The sequence below is a fragment of the Flexithrix dorotheae DSM 6795 genome, from assembly GCF_000379765.1.
Lineage (GTDB): Bacteria > Bacteroidota > Bacteroidia > Cytophagales > Flammeovirgaceae > Flexithrix > Flexithrix dorotheae.
In genome coordinates this window covers 192,003-212,576 of the sequence record NZ_KB903487.1, presented here as the reverse complement: position 1 = coordinate 212,576, position 20,574 = coordinate 192,003, and the positions used below count along the sequence as shown (strand labels likewise).

The 20,574-nt window shown below is 35.3% G+C and carries 14 protein-coding genes; 10 read left to right on the top strand and 4 right to left on the bottom strand.

Annotated elements, in window-relative coordinates:
- Positions 1–100 precede the first annotated feature (100 nt).
- The 4 genes from A3EM_RS0134480 to A3EM_RS0134465 all read left to right on the top strand — a co-directional run bounded on the left by A3EM_RS0134480 (position 101) and on the right by A3EM_RS0134465 (position 4,245).
- The gene (locus A3EM_RS0134480; RefSeq protein WP_020532820.1) at positions 101–1,798 is read left to right on the top strand and encodes a DNA polymerase/3'-5' exonuclease PolX; all 1,698 of its coding nucleotides are present in this window, start codon (positions 101–103) and stop codon (positions 1,796–1,798) included.
- Between the two features lie 6 nt (positions 1,799–1,804).
- Complete coding sequence (gene purU / locus A3EM_RS0134475; RefSeq protein WP_020532819.1) at positions 1,805–2,650, top strand: formyltetrahydrofolate deformylase; 846 nt, start codon at positions 1,805–1,807, stop codon at positions 2,648–2,650.
- An 89-nt stretch (positions 2,651–2,739) separates the two neighbouring features.
- Complete coding sequence (locus A3EM_RS0134470) at positions 2,740–3,063, top strand: DciA family protein (RefSeq protein WP_020532818.1); 324 nt, start codon at positions 2,740–2,742, stop codon at positions 3,061–3,063.
- A 108-nt stretch (positions 3,064–3,171) separates the two neighbouring features.
- Positions 3,172–4,245: a mannose-1-phosphate guanylyltransferase gene (locus tag A3EM_RS0134465; protein ID WP_020532817.1), complete on the top strand. Its 1,074-nt coding sequence runs from the start codon at positions 3,172–3,174 to the stop codon at positions 4,243–4,245.
- A gap of 82 nt (positions 4,246–4,327) precedes the next feature.
- Here the strand turns inward: A3EM_RS0134465 and A3EM_RS0134460 are convergent, their stop codons facing one another.
- Complete coding sequence (locus tag A3EM_RS0134460) at positions 4,328–5,665, bottom strand: YihY/virulence factor BrkB family protein (protein ID WP_020532816.1); 1,338 nt, start codon at positions 5,663–5,665, stop codon at positions 4,328–4,330.
- A gap of 374 nt (positions 5,666–6,039) precedes the next feature.
- On the opposite strand from A3EM_RS0134460, the gene A3EM_RS0134455 reads away from it, so the two are divergent.
- From A3EM_RS0134455 to A3EM_RS0134435, 5 genes are all read left to right on the top strand, one after another.
- A complete protein-coding gene (locus A3EM_RS0134455; protein WP_083925359.1) occupies positions 6,040–8,157 on the top strand; it encodes an OmpA family protein in 2,118 nt (705 codons plus the stop codon).
- Between the two features lie 164 nt (positions 8,158–8,321).
- On the top strand, positions 8,322–10,259 hold the full coding sequence (gene asnB / locus A3EM_RS44560; RefSeq protein ID WP_020532814.1) for an asparagine synthase (glutamine-hydrolyzing): 1,938 nt from the start codon (positions 8,322–8,324) through the stop codon (positions 10,257–10,259).
- 52 nt (positions 10,260–10,311) lie between these two features.
- Entirely contained in the window at positions 10,312–11,547 is a 1,236-nt protein-coding gene (locus A3EM_RS0134445) for a glycosyltransferase (RefSeq protein WP_020532813.1), read from the top strand.
- Entirely contained in the window at positions 11,544–12,608 is a 1,065-nt protein-coding gene (locus A3EM_RS0134440; RefSeq protein ID WP_020532812.1) for a glycosyltransferase, read from the top strand. Before A3EM_RS0134445 ends, A3EM_RS0134440 begins: the two co-directional genes overlap by 4 nt.
- 139 nt (positions 12,609–12,747) lie before the next feature.
- Positions 12,748–16,065 carry a PAS domain S-box protein gene (locus tag A3EM_RS0134435; RefSeq protein ID WP_020532811.1) on the top strand — a complete coding sequence of 1,106 codons (3,318 nt, stop codon included), beginning with the start codon at positions 12,748–12,750 and terminating at the stop codon, positions 16,063–16,065.
- A 6-nt stretch (positions 16,066–16,071) separates the two neighbouring features.
- Here the strand turns inward: A3EM_RS0134435 and A3EM_RS0134430 are convergent, their stop codons facing one another.
- Complete coding sequence (locus A3EM_RS0134430) at positions 16,072–16,770, bottom strand: hypothetical protein (RefSeq protein WP_020532810.1); 699 nt, start codon at positions 16,768–16,770, stop codon at positions 16,072–16,074.
- 335 nt (positions 16,771–17,105) lie between these two features.
- Positions 17,106–17,840, bottom strand: a complete 735-nt coding sequence (locus A3EM_RS0134425) for a hypothetical protein (RefSeq protein ID WP_026210759.1) — start codon at positions 17,838–17,840, stop codon at positions 17,106–17,108.
- Positions 17,841–17,907: 67 nt separating this feature from the next.
- Between A3EM_RS0134425 and A3EM_RS0134420 the strand changes: the two genes are divergently transcribed.
- Positions 17,908–18,312: an OsmC family protein gene (locus A3EM_RS0134420; RefSeq protein ID WP_020532808.1), complete on the top strand. Its 405-nt coding sequence runs from the start codon at positions 17,908–17,910 to the stop codon at positions 18,310–18,312.
- 123 nt (positions 18,313–18,435) lie between these two features.
- Here the strand turns inward: A3EM_RS0134420 and A3EM_RS44555 are convergent, their stop codons facing one another.
- Positions 18,436–20,475, bottom strand: coding sequence for a CHU_0125 family OmpA-like outer membrane integrity protein (locus tag A3EM_RS44555; protein ID WP_044240682.1), 2,040 nt, complete (start codon positions 20,473–20,475; stop codon positions 18,436–18,438).
- Between the last annotated feature and the right edge of the window lie 99 nt (positions 20,476–20,574).

The window sequence follows — 20,574 nt, the reverse complement described above, 5'->3', positions numbered from 1 at the left end:
ATTTTAATTAATTTTAAAAATAAATTGAAAAACTGACCTTTTGTCCACCTGCTTTTGGTTGACAAAGCCTTTTATTTTTTGTCTATAAAACCTTGTTATTTTGACCAATAAAGAAATTGTAAAGCAATTTAAATTAGCCTCTTCCTTATTAGAACTTCATGGCGCCAATCCTTTTAAAATAAGAGCATTTGGCAGTATTGTATTTGTGCTGGAACGCATGGAAGAAGCCCTGGAAGAAAAAACGCTTGAGGAGCTAATTGCCCTTGATATAAAAAAGGGAATGGCTGAAAAAATTATTGAAATCAATCATTTAGGGTCATTTGCCGAGCTAAATGAATTGGTGGAAAATACTCCAGCCGGAGTAATTGAAATGCTGGATATAAAAGGCATTGGTGCAAAAAAAATCAAAACGATCTGGAAAGAATTGGGAATTGAAACCATCCAGGAGTTATTGGAGGCCTGCAAGGCTCATCAAATTTCCCAATTAAAAGGTTTCGGTGCCAAAACTGAAGATTTAATTATCGAACAAATTGAATATATCAGGTCTAATGCACATAAACTCCGATATGCTGATGCAGAACCTTTTGGGATTAAATTAAAAGAACTTATTGAAAACTCGGGTGTAAAGTCAAAAGTTGAAATTTCTGGTCAATTAAGACGGAGTCTCGAGGTGGTGAATAAAATCCAATTGGTAGTAGGCTCAGCAAATATCGATGAGATTAAAAAAATCCTGAGTGGGGAAAAGTGGATGACTTATGAGGAATTGATTTCCGGCCCGTTTTCCTGGAAAGGAACTGTGAATGAAAATGGAGTATCAGTAGAAATAAAATTTGCATCTGAGGAAAATTTTACCAGCCAGTTATTTCTTAATTCAGCTTCTGCGGCTCATTTGGCATATCTAAATCATCAGGGAAAAAGTTTGAGAAGCCAGGCTGAATTAAATACCTGGGAATCAGAAGAAAAACTCTATGAGGCCAATGAACTTCAATTTATTCCTTCAGAAATGCGGGAGGGATTTTTTGAGTTAGAACAGGCCAAAAATAAAACATTACCCAAACTGGTAGAACTCGGGGATTTAAAGGGGATTTTGCACAACCATAGCACATACAGTGATGGAAAGCACTCTCTCGAGGAAATGGCTAAGTATTGTAAAGAATTAGGCTACGAATATTTAGGTATTTCTGATCATTCGGTTTCAGCATTTTATGCCAATGGCCTTGATGAAGACAGAATTGTAAAACAACACGCTGAAATAAATGAGTTAAATCAAAAACTGGCCCCATTTAAAATATTTAAGGGAATCGAATCTGATATCTTAAATGATGGAAGCCTGGATTATCCGGAAGAGGTCCTAAAAACTTTCGATTTTATTGTGGCCAGTATTCATTCCAATCTCAATATGAATATGGAGAAAGCTACAGAACGGTTAATTAAAGCCATCGAAAATCCTTATACCACAATATTGGGACATCCCACCGGCCGATTGTTGCTGAAAAGGGAGGGATATCCAATTGACCATAAGGCTGTGATAGATGCCTGTGCAAAGCACAATGTAGCCATTGAAATTAATGCCAATCCCTGGAGACTTGATCTGGACTGGAGATGGGTGAAATATGCTATTGATCAAAACATTATGATCAGTATAAATCCCGATGCCCATGAGAAAGATGGTTATCACGATATGAAATATGGATTGTTGGTAGGCAGAAAAGCAGGACTTACTAAAGAAATGACTTTAAATGCACTTAACCTTGGGGAGTTCGAAAATTACCTGGAGAAAAAATTGAAAAAGCTTTAGTAGAGGATGACAAAGGAGAAAAACTATATATTACTCATTGATTGTACTGATGAAAAAGGCCTGGTACACAAAATTTCCGAGATTTTGTACAGTCATAGCTTTAACATGATTGGCAATAGTGAATATGTGGACAGGGAAAACAATCACTTCTTTATGAGAACGGAATTGATTGGTGATTTCAGCAGGGAGAAACTAACCAAGGAATTAAAAGCGGTATTGCCTGAAGATGCCAATATCAATTTCCACAGAAAAAAGAAAAAGGATATCGTAGTATTAGCCACAAAGGAATACCACTGTTTGGGAGATTTACTGGTACGGCATCACTTTGGTGACTTAAATGCCAATATAAAGGCGGTAATTAGCAACCATAATACACTGGAAGATTTTACAAAAAAGTTTGATATTCCGTATCATTTCATTTCCCATGAAAACCTGGACAGGAATATCCATGAAAACAAAGTAGCCGAAATAATTCAGTCTTATAACCCCGAATATGTTATTTTGGCGAAGTATATGAGAATTCTCTCACCCGATTTTATAGCCAGGTTTTCCAATAATATCATTAATATCCATCATTCTTTTCTACCGGCTTTTATTGGGGCAAATCCTTACAAACAAGCTTATAACAGAGGTGTGAAGATTATTGGTGCAACAGCTCATTTCGTAAATAATGAATTGGACGAAGGACCAATTATTTTACAGGATATTACTCATGTAGATCATAAAATGACGGCAAAAGATATGTCGAAAGCGGGAAAGGATGTGGAAAAAATAGTGCTTGCAAAAGCCCTAAAATCTGTGTTCGATGACAGGGTATTTATTGATGGAAATAAAACAATCATTTTTGATTAATCATGATTTTCATAATTATACAAAGCGATCCTTTAAATTTACGCTTTAAACTTCATTCTCATTTTTGAAGTAGATAATGCCAACAAAACATGAAATATAGATTTCCATCCAAAAGGAAAAATACAAGAAAGAACGATGCCCAGCCACTTAAAGACGCTTTGCAGGATATGTTTAAATCCATGAGAATGGAGAATAGATATAAGTTTGCACTAGTGGTAGAATTGTGGGGAAAGGTAATGGGGCAATCTGTCTCTTCAAGAACCAACAGAATATTTGTAAAAAACAACAAATTATTTGTAGAACTAAGCTCTGCACCATTAAAAAATGATTTAATTCTGTCTCAAAGTATTATATTAAAAAGAATTAACGAGCATTTAGGTGAAAATTTTTTGAAGGAGATTGTCTTTTTATAACTTTAAAAAAATTAGGTTCCTGAATATTATTCAGATTTTTTCAATAATAATTTTCAACTCATTCATTTAATACAAGCTTGAACAAGCTGTAATTTAAAATTTATACACATGAACAATAATTATGTAATCATTATGGCCGGGGGAATTGGAAGTAGATTTTGGCCATTTAGCAGAACCAACCATCCGAAGCAGTTTCAGGATATTTTAGGAACTGGAAAAACACTATTACAGCAAACTGCTGATAGATTCAAAGGAATCTGCCCAGATGAGAACATTTACATTGTAACCAATGAAGATTATTATGATTTGGTAAAAGAACAATTGCCATTCATGCAGGATGAGCAAATCCTTTTGGAACCGGTCATGCGAAATACAGCTCCATGCGTGGCATATGCCAGTTATAAAATTGCTCAAAAAAATCCAGAGGCCAATTTAATTATCTCTCCGGCCGACCATATAATATTGAAAGAAGCTGCTTTTAAAGAAGTAGTAAATGCCGCACTTTCCGAAGCTGAAAAAAATGAGATTCTGGTTACCATTGGAATTGAGCCTAGCCGGCCAGATACCGGATATGGTTATATTCAGGTTTTGGAAGATAAAAAATTAGGTCCACTGAATAAGGTTAAAACCTTTACTGAAAAACCAAATTTAGAGTTGGCGCAGAAATTCCTCGAAAGTGGCGATTTTGCATGGAATGCAGGTATTTTCATCTGGAAAGCCTCCACCATAATCAATAGCTTTGAAAAACACCTGCCTGATGTGGGAAGTCTGTTTGATTTGGGAAGCATTTATTATTCTAATGAAGAAAATGATAAAATAAAATCAACCTATTCCAAATGCAGAAATATTTCTATTGACTTCGGTATCATGGAGAAAGATGAAAATGTTTATGTGATGAGGGGTGATTTCGGATGGTCTGATCTCGGTACCTGGAAATCATTATTTGAGGTTTCTGAGAAAAATGAAGATGATAATGTGTTGCACGGTAATATTTTAACATACGAAACCAATAATACACTTATTAAAATGAATTCTGATCGCCTTGTGGTAGCTCAGGGGCTTGATGATTTTATTATTGCCGAGAATGGGAATGTGCTATTAATCTGTAAAAAAGATCAGGAGCAAAGAATAAAGCAATTTGTAGCTGATGTAAAAGAAAAAAAAGGAAACGAATATCATTAATCATTTCCCTCCTTATACTAAATTCAAAAACGGAAGTAGAATAATAAAAACAGATTTCTACTTCCGTTTTTTTCTGCTTTTCTCACATATCCTTTAAAAGTTTATTGGAAGGATGAGCATGCATTGAGTTTTCAATTTCCTCTAAAGCATGAGAAAATGATTTGGCGATTTCACCTTTAAGGTGGTGTTCACCTTTTTTCCCTAGTTTTTCAATGGATTGAATGGCATATCCCAGGTCTATTTTTCCTATATCCAATGCGGGTTGGTAATGTTTGGTCTTCTTTTCTGCAATTCTCACATCCGATATTAACTTTGATTTGATTAACATCTTAAGGGTATTTTCCACTGTCAGGAAGGGCAACTCCAATTTTTTAGAAATTTCTGTAGCTGAAGGGGCCTTTTCTCCAGCTTCAAACCTTTTAATTATAAACTGACAAATTACTAAAGCAATTAACTTTTCAGTATATGGGTTAATGTTTTTCAATTTGGTATGTGGTACAAATTTCCTGTAATGTTGGGCACAACAGGAAAACTGAGCCCCAAAAAGTACAATTAGCCAACTTAGCTGCAACCAGGCTAGAAAAAGAGGCAAAGCGGCAAAACTTCCATAAATAGCATTTGCTTTTGCCACTCCAATCTGAAAATTGATATAAAACCATTGTGTGGCCTGGTATGCCGTTCCTGCGATAATGCCTGCTGTAATTCCATATTGGATCTTCACATTAATGTTGGGAATCACAATGTACAGCAGTGAAAGTAATAACCAAATAATGGAATAAGGTAAAAGCTCTAACAATAAAAAAATCACCGGACCGAAAAAGCCTAATAATTCAAATTTTTGGGTTAAAATTTCGATTTGGGAAGAAATAAATACAGTAACACTACTAGCTAATACAAAAAGAACCGGGGAAATGATCATAAAAGTCATGTAATCTGTAAACTTTCTGATCAAAGTTCTTCCTTTCTGAATATTCCAGATCGCATTAAAGGAATCTTCTATATTGTTAAAAAGCTTCAGTACGCTATAAAGTAAAAGAAGCAAACCTAAACCGGCAATCACTCCTCCGCTGGTGTTAGTGAGTAAGTTATGAGCAAAGTCAAATGCCTGATTGAAAACCGAAGGCTGGTTGGCAAACTCCTCTTTCATTTCCCTTTCCAAAGCTCCTTCCAGTCCAAAACCTTTAGCAATTCCAAAAGCCATGGCTATAATGGGTACTATAGAAAGCAATGAATAAAAAGTAAGTGCAGAAGCTCTTAAAACACATTTATTTTGAGTAAAAGCTTTTCCCGTAAGTAATAGAACTCTTAGCTGAGTTAGTAAAAACTTTTTTGTTTTGGGTAAAGCTTTTTCCTCCACTTCCCAAACCCCCTTATCGAAAAAATAGATTAATTGGTTTATTCTAGTTTGAATTGTTTCCATTTTATTTAGTGACCAAAAGCCTAACAGGTTACCACCTTTATTCGCTTTAGCATATTTAAAGTTAGTATGTACCTCCCTTTACTTCCCAGCAAGTGATTTATTGTACTTATTAAATATTTAATTAGATAAAAACGTGTCATTTTATCTAATTTTTTGCCCTAATTAAATAAATAATAATTATCACGTTTATAATATCTGAATTCAATTAGGACCAAATAACCAGTTTTTTTTATCTGGAAAATACTTTTTTATCAAAGGAATTAAAATCCAGCCAAGTACTTTAAAATTAAGAATTATAATCCCAATACATCTGGAAATTTAAATATTTAATCACTAGAGCGTTAGTCAATTCCAGAAAATTATATTATCATCTTATGAAGCGATTTTTAATAATCTTCAGTTTTTGCGTGTTTACGATGGTCCAGCATAATGATCTTTTTGCCCAGGATATCGAAAAGTTACTCAAAAAAGGTAAAAAAGAATTGGAAAATGAAAGAGATATTGAGGCCTATAATTATTTCCTCGATGTACTTTATCAAGACCCTGACAATACAGAGGCTAAGTACTATGCGGGCATTTGCCACCTCATTTTTCACTCACCAAAAAAGGCCCTGGAATACCTGAATGCAATTCAGGATAGTGAAGTCGCCAATAGCCATCCTGCTTATAAATATTATTTAGCAAAAGCCAAGCATATGAACGGGCATTTTGATGAGGCAGAGGAATTGGTTAAAGGACTGGAGGGACTTAATAGTCCGGGCATAGATGTGCAAAACCTTAAGGAACAAATTGCAAGTGCAAAGGATCACTTAGAAAAAGAAATGCCTTATGTTGTAAAAAATTTAGGAGCTAAGATCAACACCAGGCATCATGAATACAGTACAATTGCCTTTTCGGATCATAAAACAATTTTATACACTTCCAGGAATGATTTCAGGCATAGAGACAGTATCATGAATAATCCTATGGATTTTGAAAATATTTATATTGTTTCCTTGGATGAAAACTTTAACTGGTCTACACCGGAGCCACTGACAAATGAGTCGGAAAGTGGAAATGATGCAACAGTTCAGATAGTAGGAGATGATACCCAAATGGTAACTTATTATAATGGGGACTTATATATATCGGAAATTCATGATGGCATGTGGGAAGCCGGCCAAAAACTAAAAGGCATAAACACTCCGGCTAATGAATCTCATTGTTTCTTTACCGATGATGGCAACACAATTTATTTTTCTTCCAACTTCGAAAGCTATGATGGCAATCTTGACTTGTATGTTTCTCATTTCGATGAAGAAGAGGAAGAATGGTCTGAGCCTGAGCCACTTTTAGGCTTAAATACCCCTTATGACGAAGATTCTCCCTACATTGCAGAAGATGGCACCTTTTATTTTGCTTCAAAAGGGCATGGTTCTATGGGAGGTTTTGATATATTCAAAACTCACCTGGACGAGGCAAACCAGCAATGGGCAAAACCTGTGAATATGGGAAGCCCGATCAATTCCCTTTTCGATGATTTATATTTTATCACTTTCGGCAAAATGGCCTATTTCTCTTCTTCCAGAACAGGCGGATTTGGAGGCCAGGATTTATATCAGGCTCTTTTATTTAATAAAGTAGAAGTGGCAGGAAAAGCTGTAGATAAGGAAACTAACGAGCCACTTACCAATCAGGAAATTACCATTGAACTGGATAATAATGAGACCATAACCACTACCACGGATAAAGATGGCAATTATGTAGTGACTATTCCTGTAGATGAGCACACAAAATCTACCATAAAGGGAGATGGTGATGATCAATATATTGAAATTAATTTGGGAAAAATTGAAAATGAACTAATTGATTACAAAGTTTCATTAGCTGATTTCAAAAATGAAAAAACAAATGGAGAGTTCATTGAATCGCCAATGGTAGCTGTGGCCAGTCCTGGTAAAACCAAACCTAAGAAAAATGGAGAAGAAACTGAATTTACTCTCCCTTCTAACGGACCACAAATAGCAAACACTGAGGAAACTGAAGTTACAAATACAGAAAATACTGAAGTCTTGGCTTCAAATGAATCTAAAAATTCAACTCTTGGAAAGAAAGTCAGCAAAACAGTAGCCTCTATGGAATTAGGAAAATCCATAAGGCTTTTTATGTATTTTGATTTAAATGCCTCAGTAATAAAGGAAGTATTTTATCCTCAATTAGATGAGATCTCAAATTTTCTTCAGACAAATGAAGAAATAATCATTGAAGTTGGCGGTCATACAGATAATTTAGGGAGCCAGGAAAGCAATATGCAATTATCAGATCACAGGGCAAAAGCGATTGCACTTTACATCATTGAAAGAGGAATCGAAAAGGAAAGAGTAATCGCAAAAGGATATGGGGAAACAATGCCTATTGCCACAAATGACGATGAAAAGGATGGAAGGGAATTGAATAGAAGAGTGGAAATAAAACTCTTAAATTCTAAAAGAAACAATTCAGGAACTAATTAATCATTAGTTCCTTTTTTTTGATTTTTTTGGGATTCAAATAAGTCAAAAAAAGCATATTATTTTTTAATTCCGCTGTGCGAAATCTGATTTTCCTCCGTTCAATCTTTTGTAATTCGTTTCCATTTTTTTAGCTGATCACTCAGAACTCTAATTTTTTAAACTTTATGTGTGGAATTGCAGGCTTTCTTTCCATGGATTATTCCAGGGAAAATCTCCAAACATTTACAACTTCACTCAAACACCGGGGACCGGATGCTGAAGGGCTTTATTTCAATGAAAAAGACGGGATTGGCCTTGGACATCAACGATTGAGTATTCTCGATTTATCGGAAGGAGCTAACCAACCCTTCGAATCCAGTTGTGGCAGGTATTTAATTGTATATAATGGTGAAGTTTATAATTTTCAGGAATTGAAAAACCAGGTTTTAGCCTTCAAAAACCAAAAGAAACCATTTCAAACACCAGAAAGCCAAAATCAGGAAAATTCAGAAGAAATTGCAGTAGGAGATGAATTAGAATTTAAAACTTCCTGTGACACTGAGGTTATTATAGAATCTTTCGCGCTTTGGGGGCCAAGCATGGTAAGCCGTCTGAATGGAATGTTTGCCATTGCAATTTATGACAAGGAAGAAAAAAAACTTTATCTATTTCGGGACAGGTTGGGAATTAAGCCTTTGTATTATTTTCAGGAAGGGAATAATTTCATTTTTTCTTCTGAATTAAAAGGATTCAAAAAAATATTGCCAAAAGGTGCTTTAACCTTAAATAAACAGGCCATTGGTGATTTTCTACACCTTGGCTACATACCGGGAAATCACTCTATCTACGAAAAAATCAACAAATTCCCAGCAGGGCATTTCGCCATTATTGAATCAGGGGATATAAAATTATTACCATTCTGGGAACCTGATACTAAAATTGCCAATAAAGTATTTAGTGAGGAGGATAAGGCGAAAAAGAACTTAAAAAGTATTTTGGAAAGTGCCGTAGAAAAAAGAATGGTAAGTGATGTTCCACTGGGTACTTTTCTCAGTGGTGGAATTGATTCCAGCACAGTAACGGCCATTGCCCAAAACCTTTCTTCTCAACCTATAAAGACATTTTCAATAGGATTTAAAGAGGCCAAATTCAATGAAAGTCAGTATGCTAAAGAGGTAGCCAAAGCACTTAAAACAGATCATCACGAATTTATTTTATCTGAAGATGAAGCCATTTTACAGGTAGAAAATCTGCTCAATATTTATGATCAGCCTTTTGCCGATTCTTCAGCCATTCCAACGCTATTAGTTTCGGAAATGGCTAAAAAACATGTATCTGTAGCACTTTCCGGAGACGGAGGAGACGAACTCTTTATGGGCTATGGTATGTACAACTGGGCCAAGCGTCTGGATAATCCTATGCTCAAAAGCTTTAGACCAATTATTCATACCTATCTAAAATATTCCGGAAGCCAGCGAAATAAAAGAGCATCTTCACTTTTCGATTTTAATTCCAATACAGACCTGAAAAGTCACATATTCTCTCAGGAGCAATACTTATTTAGTCATAAAGAACTTACAAATAACTTATTGACGGATAAGTACAAGAATGAAAAAAGATTTAAAGCAAAATTTGAAATAAGTGGAAGAATCCTGGACATTCAGGAAGAACAAGCATTTTATGACCTTAAAAATTACCTGAAAGACGATCTTTTAGTGAAAGTTGATATGGCCTCCATGCATCATTCTCTGGAAGTAAGGGTTCCTCTTTTAGATCATAGAATTGTAGAATTTGCACTCAACCTGGATAGTCAGCTTAAGGTAAAAAAAGGCAGCTCCAAATATTTATTAAAAGAAGTATTATACAGCTATCTCCCTAAATCATTATTTGATCGACCAAAGTGGGGGTTTTCAATTCCTATGGGGAGCTGGCTTAAAAACCAGTTGCTATACCTTATTGAAAAATATCTGGATAAAAATGTGGTTGTGCAATTTGGCATTGTAAGACCTGAAGCAGTGGAAAAGCTTAAAGAAGATTTTTTTAATGGGGCTGATTTTTTATATAATAGAATTTGGGCTCTAATCATTTTACACAAATGGTTAATGGAAAATGATGAAATTTAATTCTCTCTGCTTAGAAACTTACTGAATTTCAAAAACCTAGTAATCATTTTTTATGACTAACAAAATCCCAACATTATACCTTTCATACGATGGCATGACTGATCCTTTGGGACAGTCTCAGGTTTTGCCATACCTAACCGGGCTTTCCAAAAACGGTTATGAAATCACCCTGATTAGCTTCGAAAAAGAGGAAAATGAAGGTAGAATTGAACATATCAAGACAATCACCTTGAAGTCCGGAATTAAATGGATTCCACTGACTTATACCAAGCAACCACCGGTACTTTCCACTTTGTTCGATATCTGGCAAATCAAACAGAAAGTTAAAAAATTACACCAGAAAAACCGCTTTAAAATTGTTCATTGCCGAAGTTATATCACAGCCCTTATCGGGTTGTGGTTAAAAAGAACATATGGCATAAAGTTCATTTTTGATATGAGAGGTTTTTTCCCAGATGAAAGAGTAGATGGAGGAATTTGGAATCTGGACAATCCTGTTTTTAAGCGGATATATAATTATTTCAAAAAGAAGGAAATCGAATATTTCTCTGAGGCGGACCACAGCATTTCCCTCACCCATTCCGGAGAAAAAATTATCCATTCCTGGAAGGAAGTGAACAGCCAGCCTATTCCAATTAAAGTAATTCCCTGCTGTGTGGATACTAATCATTTTCGAAATGAAAATATTTGTATAGGAAAGAGAAAAAAGCTACAGGAAACACTTCAAATAGCAGATAATTCTTTTGTAATGAGTTATTTGGGTTCGATTGGCACCTGGTATATGTTGCCGGAAATGATGGCTTTTTTTAAAAGGTTGTTACTTAAGAAAAAGGATGCCATTTTTCTATTTATCACTGCAGAATCTCCTGAAAAAATTCACGCAGAAGCCCTGAAAAATGATATCCCAATAGAAAATATTAAAATAAAAAAAGCAGATAGAGAAGAAGTGCCATTATTGCTTTCTTTTTCCAGCTTGTCCATATTTTTTATCAAACCGGTTTTTTCCAAAAAAGCTTCTTCACCAACAAAACAAGGGGAAATTATGAATATGGGCATCCCTTTAATTTGTAACAGCGGAGTTGGAGATACCGATTATGTGGTGGAAAAATATAAATCAGGTTATTTGGTCAATGAATTTTCAGATAACTGTTACGATCAGGCAATTGACAATTTGGATCAAATACTAAATCTTGATAAAAAAAGAATTATTGATGGAGCGGAAGAGTTTTATTCCTTGTCTAAAGGGGTTGAGAACTATTCCCAGGTCTATAGAGAAGTTCTTTTATGAAAATACTAATTCTAGCACCATATCCCAAAGGCATTGCGCCCTCCCAAAGGTTTCGATTCGAGCAATACCTAAATGCCCTCAATAAAAATGCTATTGAATATGATTATATTCCTTTTATTGACTTAAAAACCTGGAATATTTTACACAAACCAGGTATGTTTTTGGGAAAGGCATTTGGTATGATGAAGGCATTTGCGAAACGGTTTTGGTTGATGTTTTTTTTGGGGCAATACGATTTCATATTTATCCACAGGGAAGCCAGCCACATAGGCCCGCCAGTTTTTGAATTTATCATTTCCCAAATCCTGGGGAAAAAGATTATTTATGATTTTGATGATGCCATCTGGCTACCAAATTATTCTGTGCATAATAAAGCTTTCAATAAGCTAAAATGGTATAGTAAAGTAAAAAGTATTCTTTCTTGGAGTTATAAGGCCAGTGCAGGCAATGAATACCTCAAAAATTTTGCGTTGAATTATTGCCCAGATGTTTTAGTTAATCCTACTACCATCGATACACTTCACCACCACAACCAAATAAAAGATCAGGAAACTGAAAAAATTATTATTGGCTGGACTGGTACCCTTACTACTATCAAGTACCTGGAAGACCTCCTTCCGGTTATTTCCAAACTGGAAAAGGAACATGATTTTGAGTTTAAGATCATTTGCAATGAAAACCCCAATTTTCCACTGAAATCCTTTGTTTTCAAAAAGTGGGAAAAAGATACTGAAATTGATGATTTACTTACTTTCAATGTGGGCCTTATGCCACTTAAGGATGATATTTGGGCGCAGGGGAAATGTGGTTTCAAAGCCCTCCAGTACATGGCCCTGGGTATTCCCGCACTGGTTTCTCCTGTAGGTGTGAATTCCAAAATTGTAGATCAAAGTGTTAATGGATTTATCTGTAAACAGGAAGAAGACTGGTACAATTACCTGGAAAAACTAATCCTTGATTCGCCACTTAGAAATGAGCTTGGAAAAATGGCTCGAAAAAAAATTGAACAGGAATTTTCAGTTGATTCAAATACCAATAATTTTTTATCACTTTTCAAATAATCAAAAACTTTCTTATATTACATAACTAATTGGTAATTAGGACTGTTTACAAAAAAAGCTAATTCCCAAAATAGGAAAAAACTGAAATTAATTTATTAGCTTAGCAAAAAATATTTTTTGAAAATTTTGGATTAATCACATGCCAAACCAAGATTCTTCACCCCAGCAAAACGGATCATCATACAAAATTTTATTAATTTTTGTATTGACCTTTCAATCATTACTAGCCACCGGGTGGTTGGTATATGATAATTTTAATGTATATCTGGAAAAACCAGATGAAATTAACCTGATGTCCCTCATTGCATCAGGACTTGGGGCACTAATTGTTATTATTGTTGGAATATTTCTTTTTAGTAGTGAAAATAAATCTGCCAAAGAAGTAGAACAATCCAATAAAAAATTAAAAGAGAAAGAATCATCTGTGCAGGAAAGGGAGGATCAGATTGCCTTCCTTAACAAAGGCTTGACATTCGATTATTCAAAATTTGACCTTAAATCCTTTTTCGAAATTATCACCAAGGAGGCTACTAAAAATCTAAAAGTTCATCGTGCGGGAATTTGGCTTTTCAACAGCTTAGGCAGTGAACTAACCTGCCGGAATATTTACGACAAGGAAAATGATCAGCATTCCTTTGGGGAAACAATTTCGACTTCCAATCACATCAACCTGATCGGAAATATAAAAACCGAACCGCATATCATTAGTGATAAGGCATGGATGGATAAAAAACTGGAAGAGCTAGGTGATTATTACTTTAAAAGCAGTGGGGTGAGATCTATAATGATTGTTTCCATTGTGGTTGAAAACAAAACGCTGGGGGTATTCTGGTTTGAACAAAAAAAGAGTACAAGGCATTGGTCTAATAATGATTTGGAAATTGCCAAAGCCCTGATAGGCTTTTTCAAACTCTACCTGACTATTAATCACTCTTCAAGAAACCAAAAAGAATTAAAAGAATCCCATCAGGATTATGCAGCATTTTTTAATAGCAGCGATACTGCTATTGGAAAGTTTGATCTTGAAGCCAATCATAATATTAACCTCAGTATTGAAGAACAAACCAAGTCATTAATCAGCTTAACCAAAGTAGCTCATTTTAATGATGCATTTTCCGATTTATTTTCCCTAAAATCGCCACAATCAGTAAAGGAATTTGATCTGAAGCAGGTTTTAGGCCTGGAAGATAAAGAAAAAACCATTCAAAGATTTATTGAAAACGGATATAAACTTTTTCATGAAGAAGTTTCGCTTTCAGAAGATCGCAAAGCTATAAGGGGTTTATTTGGAATAGTAGAAAACAACCGTTTAAAAGGCATTTGGGTATCCATGGTGGATATTACCACCTTTGTAGAAACTGAAGAAAATGTTTTTGAAGCTACAGTAGAAAATGCCTCTGAATTAATTGTAATAATTGATCCACAAGGTCGGGTAAATTATTCAAACAAAGCCTTCAAAGAGAATATACAGGTATTTGAAACCGAACCCACTGACCGGGATTTTCGATTTGATGACCTGCTTGAATCCGGATATATTGAAAAGTATACTGAGGCAGTAAATGCAGTAATTTCTGAAAGAAGACCTGAATTATTGCTATCTATCCCACTAAAATCTAATTTGGGAATTGCTGATGAATTTGATTGCTATTTCAATTTACTACCGGGAAAAAATGGGGAAGATCAGATTTTGGTAGAATTGAAGAAGGTGAAAAAAGTGGTTGAGGTAGTGGAAGAAAGGAAAGAAAGTGAGGACCAGCAATTTTATAAATCACTACTTGAAGAAACTCCGGGTATGATTGCCCTTGTAAATAAATCTGCAGATATTATTTACGAGAATAAGGCAATGAGAAAACAATTTGAGAAAAATAATGAAAGCAGGAAAGGGCACTACGGGTTCGATTTTGTAGCTCCTGAAAACCTGGAAGCCGTAAACCTTGCTTTTGAGGAAGTTTTAGGAGAAGAAGGTTTAACCTTGACTGTTCCCATTAAATTTTCTCCTTCAACCGACTATTTGGTTGAAGGAGAATTAGTATTAACTAATCTTCTTCAGGACGAAGCTGTAAACGGAATTTTAGTTCAATTAAATGAGCCCAAACAAATTGTTGAAATAAAAGAGAAAATAGTTGAAGTAGACCGGGAAAATAACGAGCACCCACTTTTTGAGGATTTTTTGAATAACTCCTCAAGTGCTTTCATCAGAACTGATCAAAATTTTTCAATAGATTTTTCTTCAAAAGGCGTTTCCAAATTTGGATATTCTTCTGAAGAACTGGAAAATACAAAATTTCCAGATCTGCTCCACGATGAGGAAAAAGGCCAGATTGAACAATTGGCTGGAACTGAAACCAACGGCCAGCCAAACAGGCTTAGAATAAAAAGTAAAGAGGGAGAATGGATTCAGGCTGAAGTAACAGGAACCAGAATTAGTGAGGAAGGAAAAGACGATAAGTTCTTGTTCCAGATTAATGATTTTAGCAAAGTGGCCAAAAGGGAATCTGAATTGCTTTTCAGGGCTAAATTTTACAATGTTTTATTAGGAAATATTTCATCTCCACTACTTTTTATCGATAAAACTTCTAAGATTAAATACTTAAGTCCTGCTGCAAAATCCTTACTTGGTTATTCCCTCAAAGCCAGAGTTTTTGACTACATGGAACCTGCTAGTAGTGAATTGCTTGGGGAAAAACTGGATTTCCTAGCCGAAAACCCGGATCAGCTGGTAAACCTCAATACCCCACTAAAAGATAATCACGGGAATGTACTGGCTGTAACTTTTAACATTAGAAATGTTGCCCAAACTTCTTCCATGACAGGATTCGTGTTGGAAGTGCAAATTGAAAATAATAATTCTCCTACGCCTGATATAGACGAAAAAATGGAGAAGGGTTTGCCGGATAGCAAAAAAAAAGTTGACACAAAGTCATCACAAAACAATGGGGAATCAACAGCAAATATAAAAAGCCAAAGCAGCAAAGAAACCAACAATAATTCTTCAAAACTGAATGAAATAGAGAATTCTGGTAACAGTATTGTGCTTATGAATGCTTCAGGGAAGATTCTGCTTCAAAATTCTTCTTTTGAAAAACTGACTGGAATATCCAGGGATTCTTTGCAAAAAGAAAATATTCAGAACCTGCTTTCCCCAAATGACCAACCTAAATTAATTAGTTTGTTTATTGAATGTCTACAGAAAGACAAGCAAGTAGCTAAAAAGTTTAATGTGGTTAGCCTTCCGAAAGCTCCCTTATTTGAATTTGAGTTTACTAATTACTTAAAGGACAAAAAAATAAAAGCCATTCAACTCAAAATAAAGGAGGTGATTAAAAAAAAGAAATTTAACGGCAATTCTAATGGCCATAAATTAGAAGAAGGAGACAGAGGTAAGGTATTTTCCAAAAAATTAAATGGGAAAAATGGTCACCATAAAGGAGAAAAAAGTCTTTTGGTAGAAGAATAAGCTCAATTATTTCCTGCTTCCGAAAAATATGGTGAGAAATACTGATGTATAAACACTTTTGTTTTGAGCTTCATACATAATAGGAATTTCATTTGCGAACACATCCAACATAAACCCAGCCTCAAATCCTGTTACATTTTTCTTGAAAGTTCCAAACTCGAAAGAAACAGAGGATTTGAAACTTCCTCCAAATTCTAAACTGGCTTTTGAAAGGCCATCAATAAAACTTCCCCGACCAACAATTGAATTTAAATCGGTGTGAATTGCGGGATCATACGGTTCAGTCTTTACAGAATTATCCTGATATTGGTATTGAATATGATAAGGCGCCAAAATACCAATGGCAGGACCAATTGAATTAATCCAGTTTACCTGAACCCCTTTTTCCTTGGCTTTTTTGAATAATACGATTTCCCTCCCATATTGCGGCCTTACCACATAAAAAGAGTTTAGCTTTTTTAAAACAAAACTATTACCGCTCAAAAAGCTATTTACGGAATTTTCCTTAGGGTGCTTTATTTCAACTGCCTCTACGGAAAAACTATGATACATTTTTTCATTTATTACTCTGGCATATTTGAATGTAAATCCACCTATCAACCCTCCATTAGTATTAAAATTAATTCCATACACATATTCTTTTTTGTATAGCCAGTTTTCATCCTCCTCGGTCCAGAATTGGCCAAAAGAATTAAAATTGATCATGAAGAATGATATCCAAAAAAGAAAGACACCTCGGTAAATCATATGGGTAGTAATAAAATGTAGAGAAATACTAAACTGGAAAAAAGTTGAAGTTGTTTGGGTTTTTCATTAAAAAATTGGGGTTAATTAATAAAAAAGTATCCCACTTAAAAAGACCCTTGAAAATCAACAAAAGTTGGGTAAAAAATCCCGAAAGCTTATAAGATTAACCCTGAAAAGAAAGGTTTATTTTGGCGGAGTTCTATAACTAAGAGTTTAAAACCAAGAGATATAACACTTATTGAAAGTAATCAATAAAGTATCTATGGGTAAAATTAATTTATAGTCAGAAAAGATTATTTCCTTGTTCCGTAGAAAAATGTTAGAAAAGCTGAGGTGTAGACCTGGCGGTTGTCCGCTTCTTCCATGATAATAATTTCCTTAGTAAATCCATCTACCATGAATCCAGCTTCAAATCCTGTCACATTATTTTTAAATGTTCCGAATTCAAAAGTAACTGAGGCCTTTACAGAGAGACCAGGCACAATGGATGCCTGAGAAAGGCTTTCGGTAAAACTACCTGTGCCCAAAATATTACTTAACTGATGAACATTCGAATCGTAAGGTTCGGTGGCGACCCTTCCATTAAGGTATTCATAACGGATGAGATAAGGGGCAACAATACCCAGAGTTGGTCCGATTGCCGGTATAAAATTCACCTGAATACCCTGCTCCTTTGCTTTTTGGAATAAAACAAGCTCCCTACCATACTGTGGCCTTAAAACATATAGATAGTTGGATTTTCCTGCGATATAACTACTCCCAGTGGAAATGTTTTGGTAACGGCTTTCTTTTGGATGTTTCACATTTACCGCTTCAATAGAAAAGCTATGAAACATAAATTTATTAATCACCCTGGCATGTTTAAAGGAAACGCCACCTATCAGTCCACCATTCGTATTGAAATTAATTCCATAAACACTTTCCCTTCGATATATTAAATCTTCATCAGCCTCAGTCCAGAATTGAGCAAAACCATTTGTAGCATATAATACTATAAACAGGAATATAACAAGAAATTTATTTGTCACTTTTTCCAAAATGTTTTAAATAGCTATAAATTTTCAGAAAACGCTAAGATACAAAAATTTGTTCATCATGATACAATTCAAATCAGCTTACCTTGGGCAACTTAGAAATAAGGTAACCCACTTAAAATCAGAAACTGAATTAATTACAGATGCCCCAACTGATAACCATGGTAAAGGAGAATCATTTTCTCCTACGGACCTTGTTGCCGTAGCATTAGGGACTTGTATGGTTACAATTATGGGCATATACTCGAATAAAAATGGCATTAATATGCCACTGGTTAATTATGAAACTGAAAAGGTAATGAAGTCCAACCCAAGGGCCATTAGCAAAATCAGAATTCACTTTAAGTTTGAGGAGAATAACTTAACCACAGACGAGCAAGAACAACTTAAAAATGCTGCGCTTTCTTGTCCTGTAGCTTTGAGCATTAATCCGGATATCCAGCAGGAAATAAGTTTTGAATTTTAAGCCTCAGTGCTGGTTTATTTATTCTATTTTCTAAAATCAAAACATTGATCTCAAGCCGGATGGATAATAAAACTAAAAAAGGAAGGTAATCACTTACCTTCCTTTTTTAGTTATTTCTATTATTTATTCTCCGGATTCATCCAGTTCTGAGGGATCAATCTGTCCTAAAACAGTCACGGTTGTTCTCCTGTTCACCTGATGCTCTTCTTCAGAAACCGCATCTGGAATAACCAACTGAGTCTCCCCATACCCTTTAGCTACAATTCTTTGTTCACTTATTCCCTGCTCCACAATATATTCTACAGCAGCTTCTGCTCTCCTTCTGGATAGTTTCATGTTATATCTATTGGAGGCCCTGGAGTCAGTATGAGCTCCTAGTTCTACCATTAAATAAGGCTTACTTTTTAAGAAGGCTACAAGCTTATCCAGCTCTCTGGCTGCATCCGGCCTTATTTCCCATGAATCCAAATCATATAAAATACCCTCTAAAACTATAGAAGCACCTGCAGATCCATCATCATCTCCTCCACCTCCTTCAAGCGCGATAAATACATTTTGGAATAAAACTACATCTGTTTCAAAAACAATATTGGTAACAGGATCCTCCAGATCGTCCTCAGGTATACCCTTGCCAATAGTAGAAAAAATTCTTGATTTTGAAATGAAGTCGGTTTTGTTTCCGACTACTGTATAATCATATCCAATTTCAAGTGGTGTTTCAAATTTAAACCGACCAACTGAATCGGATGTTGTTTCACCAATCACCTCACCTTTTTCATTTAATAGTTCCATTTTCACATTTGCCAACAATGTTCTGTTGATATCTTCTTCCAAATAAGATGTTCCAGCCAGGAAGTAATTAACCGTTTTTGTATCTGGTGTATTATCTTCAAAATAATAGATATCATCATCTCCTTTAGCTCCATCGGAAGCCCTATTGCTTGCGAAATAGCCGTTTTTCCTGTCCTTAAGGGTTAAACCAAAATCATCAGCAGTGGAATTGATGGGAGCACCCAAGTTTTTAATCTTAATCTTTCCATCTTTCATGGTAGCTCTAAAAATATCCAGCCCACCAATCCCTGCATGTCCGTCTGAAGCAAAATACAATACCCTTTCTCTTGTAATATAAGGGAACATGTCATTTCCAGCTGTATTGATGGTTTTCCCCATGTTCTTAGGTCTGCTCCACTGTCCATTTGCCTGTAAATCCGATCTGTAAATATCGATTCCTCCATATCCTCCCGGCCTGTTTGAAGCAAAATACAGACGCTCCCCATCAGCCGTTAATGCAGGGCAGGCATCCCAAATTGCCTGTCCATTGTAATTATCATAATTACTCACAGGAAACAATACTTTGGCTTCAGACCAGTTTTCTCCATCAAACTGGGAATAGTACAGTTTTACATCTCTAATAATATCTTTCTTTTTGCCCGCATTACTTCTGGCAAATACCATTACTTTTCCATTCTTGGTAAATGTTGGAGAAGCTTCATGAAAACCTTCCAGATTTACCAGATCATTAAATGGAGTTGGAGTTCCTTCACAATTTTTATCTTTATCCAGGTCGTAGTAAAACAAATTGGTAAAACCAGTTCCGGTAGCTTCATAGATCATGGAACTTTCTCTGGAACTGGTGAATATTAATCTATCATCAACAACAATTGGGGAATATTCAGCCGCACTTGAATTTAATGCATCACAGTTTTCAATAGTTATGTAGGGATCAGGTTCAGATAGTTTTCCTACTTCTGTCAGGTTTTTCAGTTCCTGCCTGGCCCTTTTCGTCTGGTTATAATTAGAACCTTCCTGCACATATTTCTTAAAACCTTTTTCTGCCGATTCATAATTACCCACAGCTTTTAAAGCAAAGGCATAATGGTAAAGAAGGTTTTCATCTTCAATAACCTGGCTCTTAAAAGCTTTTTTGTAGAATGGCTCTGCCATGGGCATTCTGTTGGATAGCCTGTAACACTCACCAATATGGTAATTTGCCATGGCAATCAACTTCTGATCCTTCGAATCAGCCATCAAACTTTTATACATCTCGATAGCCGTTTCATACTTACCCTCCTTCATCTTATTTTCGGCAGATTTATAACTTGTGGCACAGCTCCACATCATAAAAATCATGGCCAGAGGAAAAATGTATAGTATTCTATTCATTTTATGTTATGTTTTGAATAATTCAGCTTACTGCATTTCCACAGCAATTTTGATATTTTCTATAAACTGATTTTATACTAAATAGAGAAAGTGTTAGAT

What these genes read in the sequence shown, in the direction of transcription:
- A3EM_RS0134455 (WP_083925359.1), top strand. Translation starts at nt 6,040, where the DNA reads ATGAAGCGATTTTTAATAATCTTCAGTTTTTGCGTGTTTACGATGGTC.
- A3EM_RS0134430 (WP_020532810.1), bottom strand. Translation starts at nt 16,770, where the DNA reads ATGATCAATTTTAATTCTTTTGGCCAATTCTGGACCGAGGAGGATGAA.
- A3EM_RS44555 (WP_044240682.1), bottom strand. Translation starts at nt 20,475, where the DNA reads ATGAATAGAATACTATACATTTTTCCTCTGGCCATGATTTTTATGATG.
- A3EM_RS0134445 (WP_020532813.1), top strand. Translation starts at nt 10,312, where the DNA reads ATGACTAACAAAATCCCAACATTATACCTTTCATACGATGGCATGACT.
- A3EM_RS0134465 (WP_020532817.1), top strand. Translation starts at nt 3,172, where the DNA reads ATGAACAATAATTATGTAATCATTATGGCCGGGGGAATTGGAAGTAGA.
- A3EM_RS0134420 (WP_020532808.1), top strand. Translation starts at nt 17,908, where the DNA reads ATGATACAATTCAAATCAGCTTACCTTGGGCAACTTAGAAATAAGGTA.
- A3EM_RS0134435 (WP_020532811.1), top strand. Translation starts at nt 12,748, where the DNA reads ATGCCAAACCAAGATTCTTCACCCCAGCAAAACGGATCATCATACAAA.
- A3EM_RS0134440 (WP_020532812.1), top strand. Translation starts at nt 11,544, where the DNA reads ATGAAAATACTAATTCTAGCACCATATCCCAAAGGCATTGCGCCCTCC.
- asnB (WP_020532814.1), top strand. Translation starts at nt 8,322, where the DNA reads ATGTGTGGAATTGCAGGCTTTCTTTCCATGGATTATTCCAGGGAAAAT.
- purU (WP_020532819.1), top strand. Translation starts at nt 1,805, where the DNA reads ATGACAAAGGAGAAAAACTATATATTACTCATTGATTGTACTGATGAA.
- A3EM_RS0134470 (WP_020532818.1), top strand. Translation starts at nt 2,740, where the DNA reads ATGAAATATAGATTTCCATCCAAAAGGAAAAATACAAGAAAGAACGAT.
- A3EM_RS0134460 (WP_020532816.1), bottom strand. Translation starts at nt 5,665, where the DNA reads ATGGAAACAATTCAAACTAGAATAAACCAATTAATCTATTTTTTCGAT.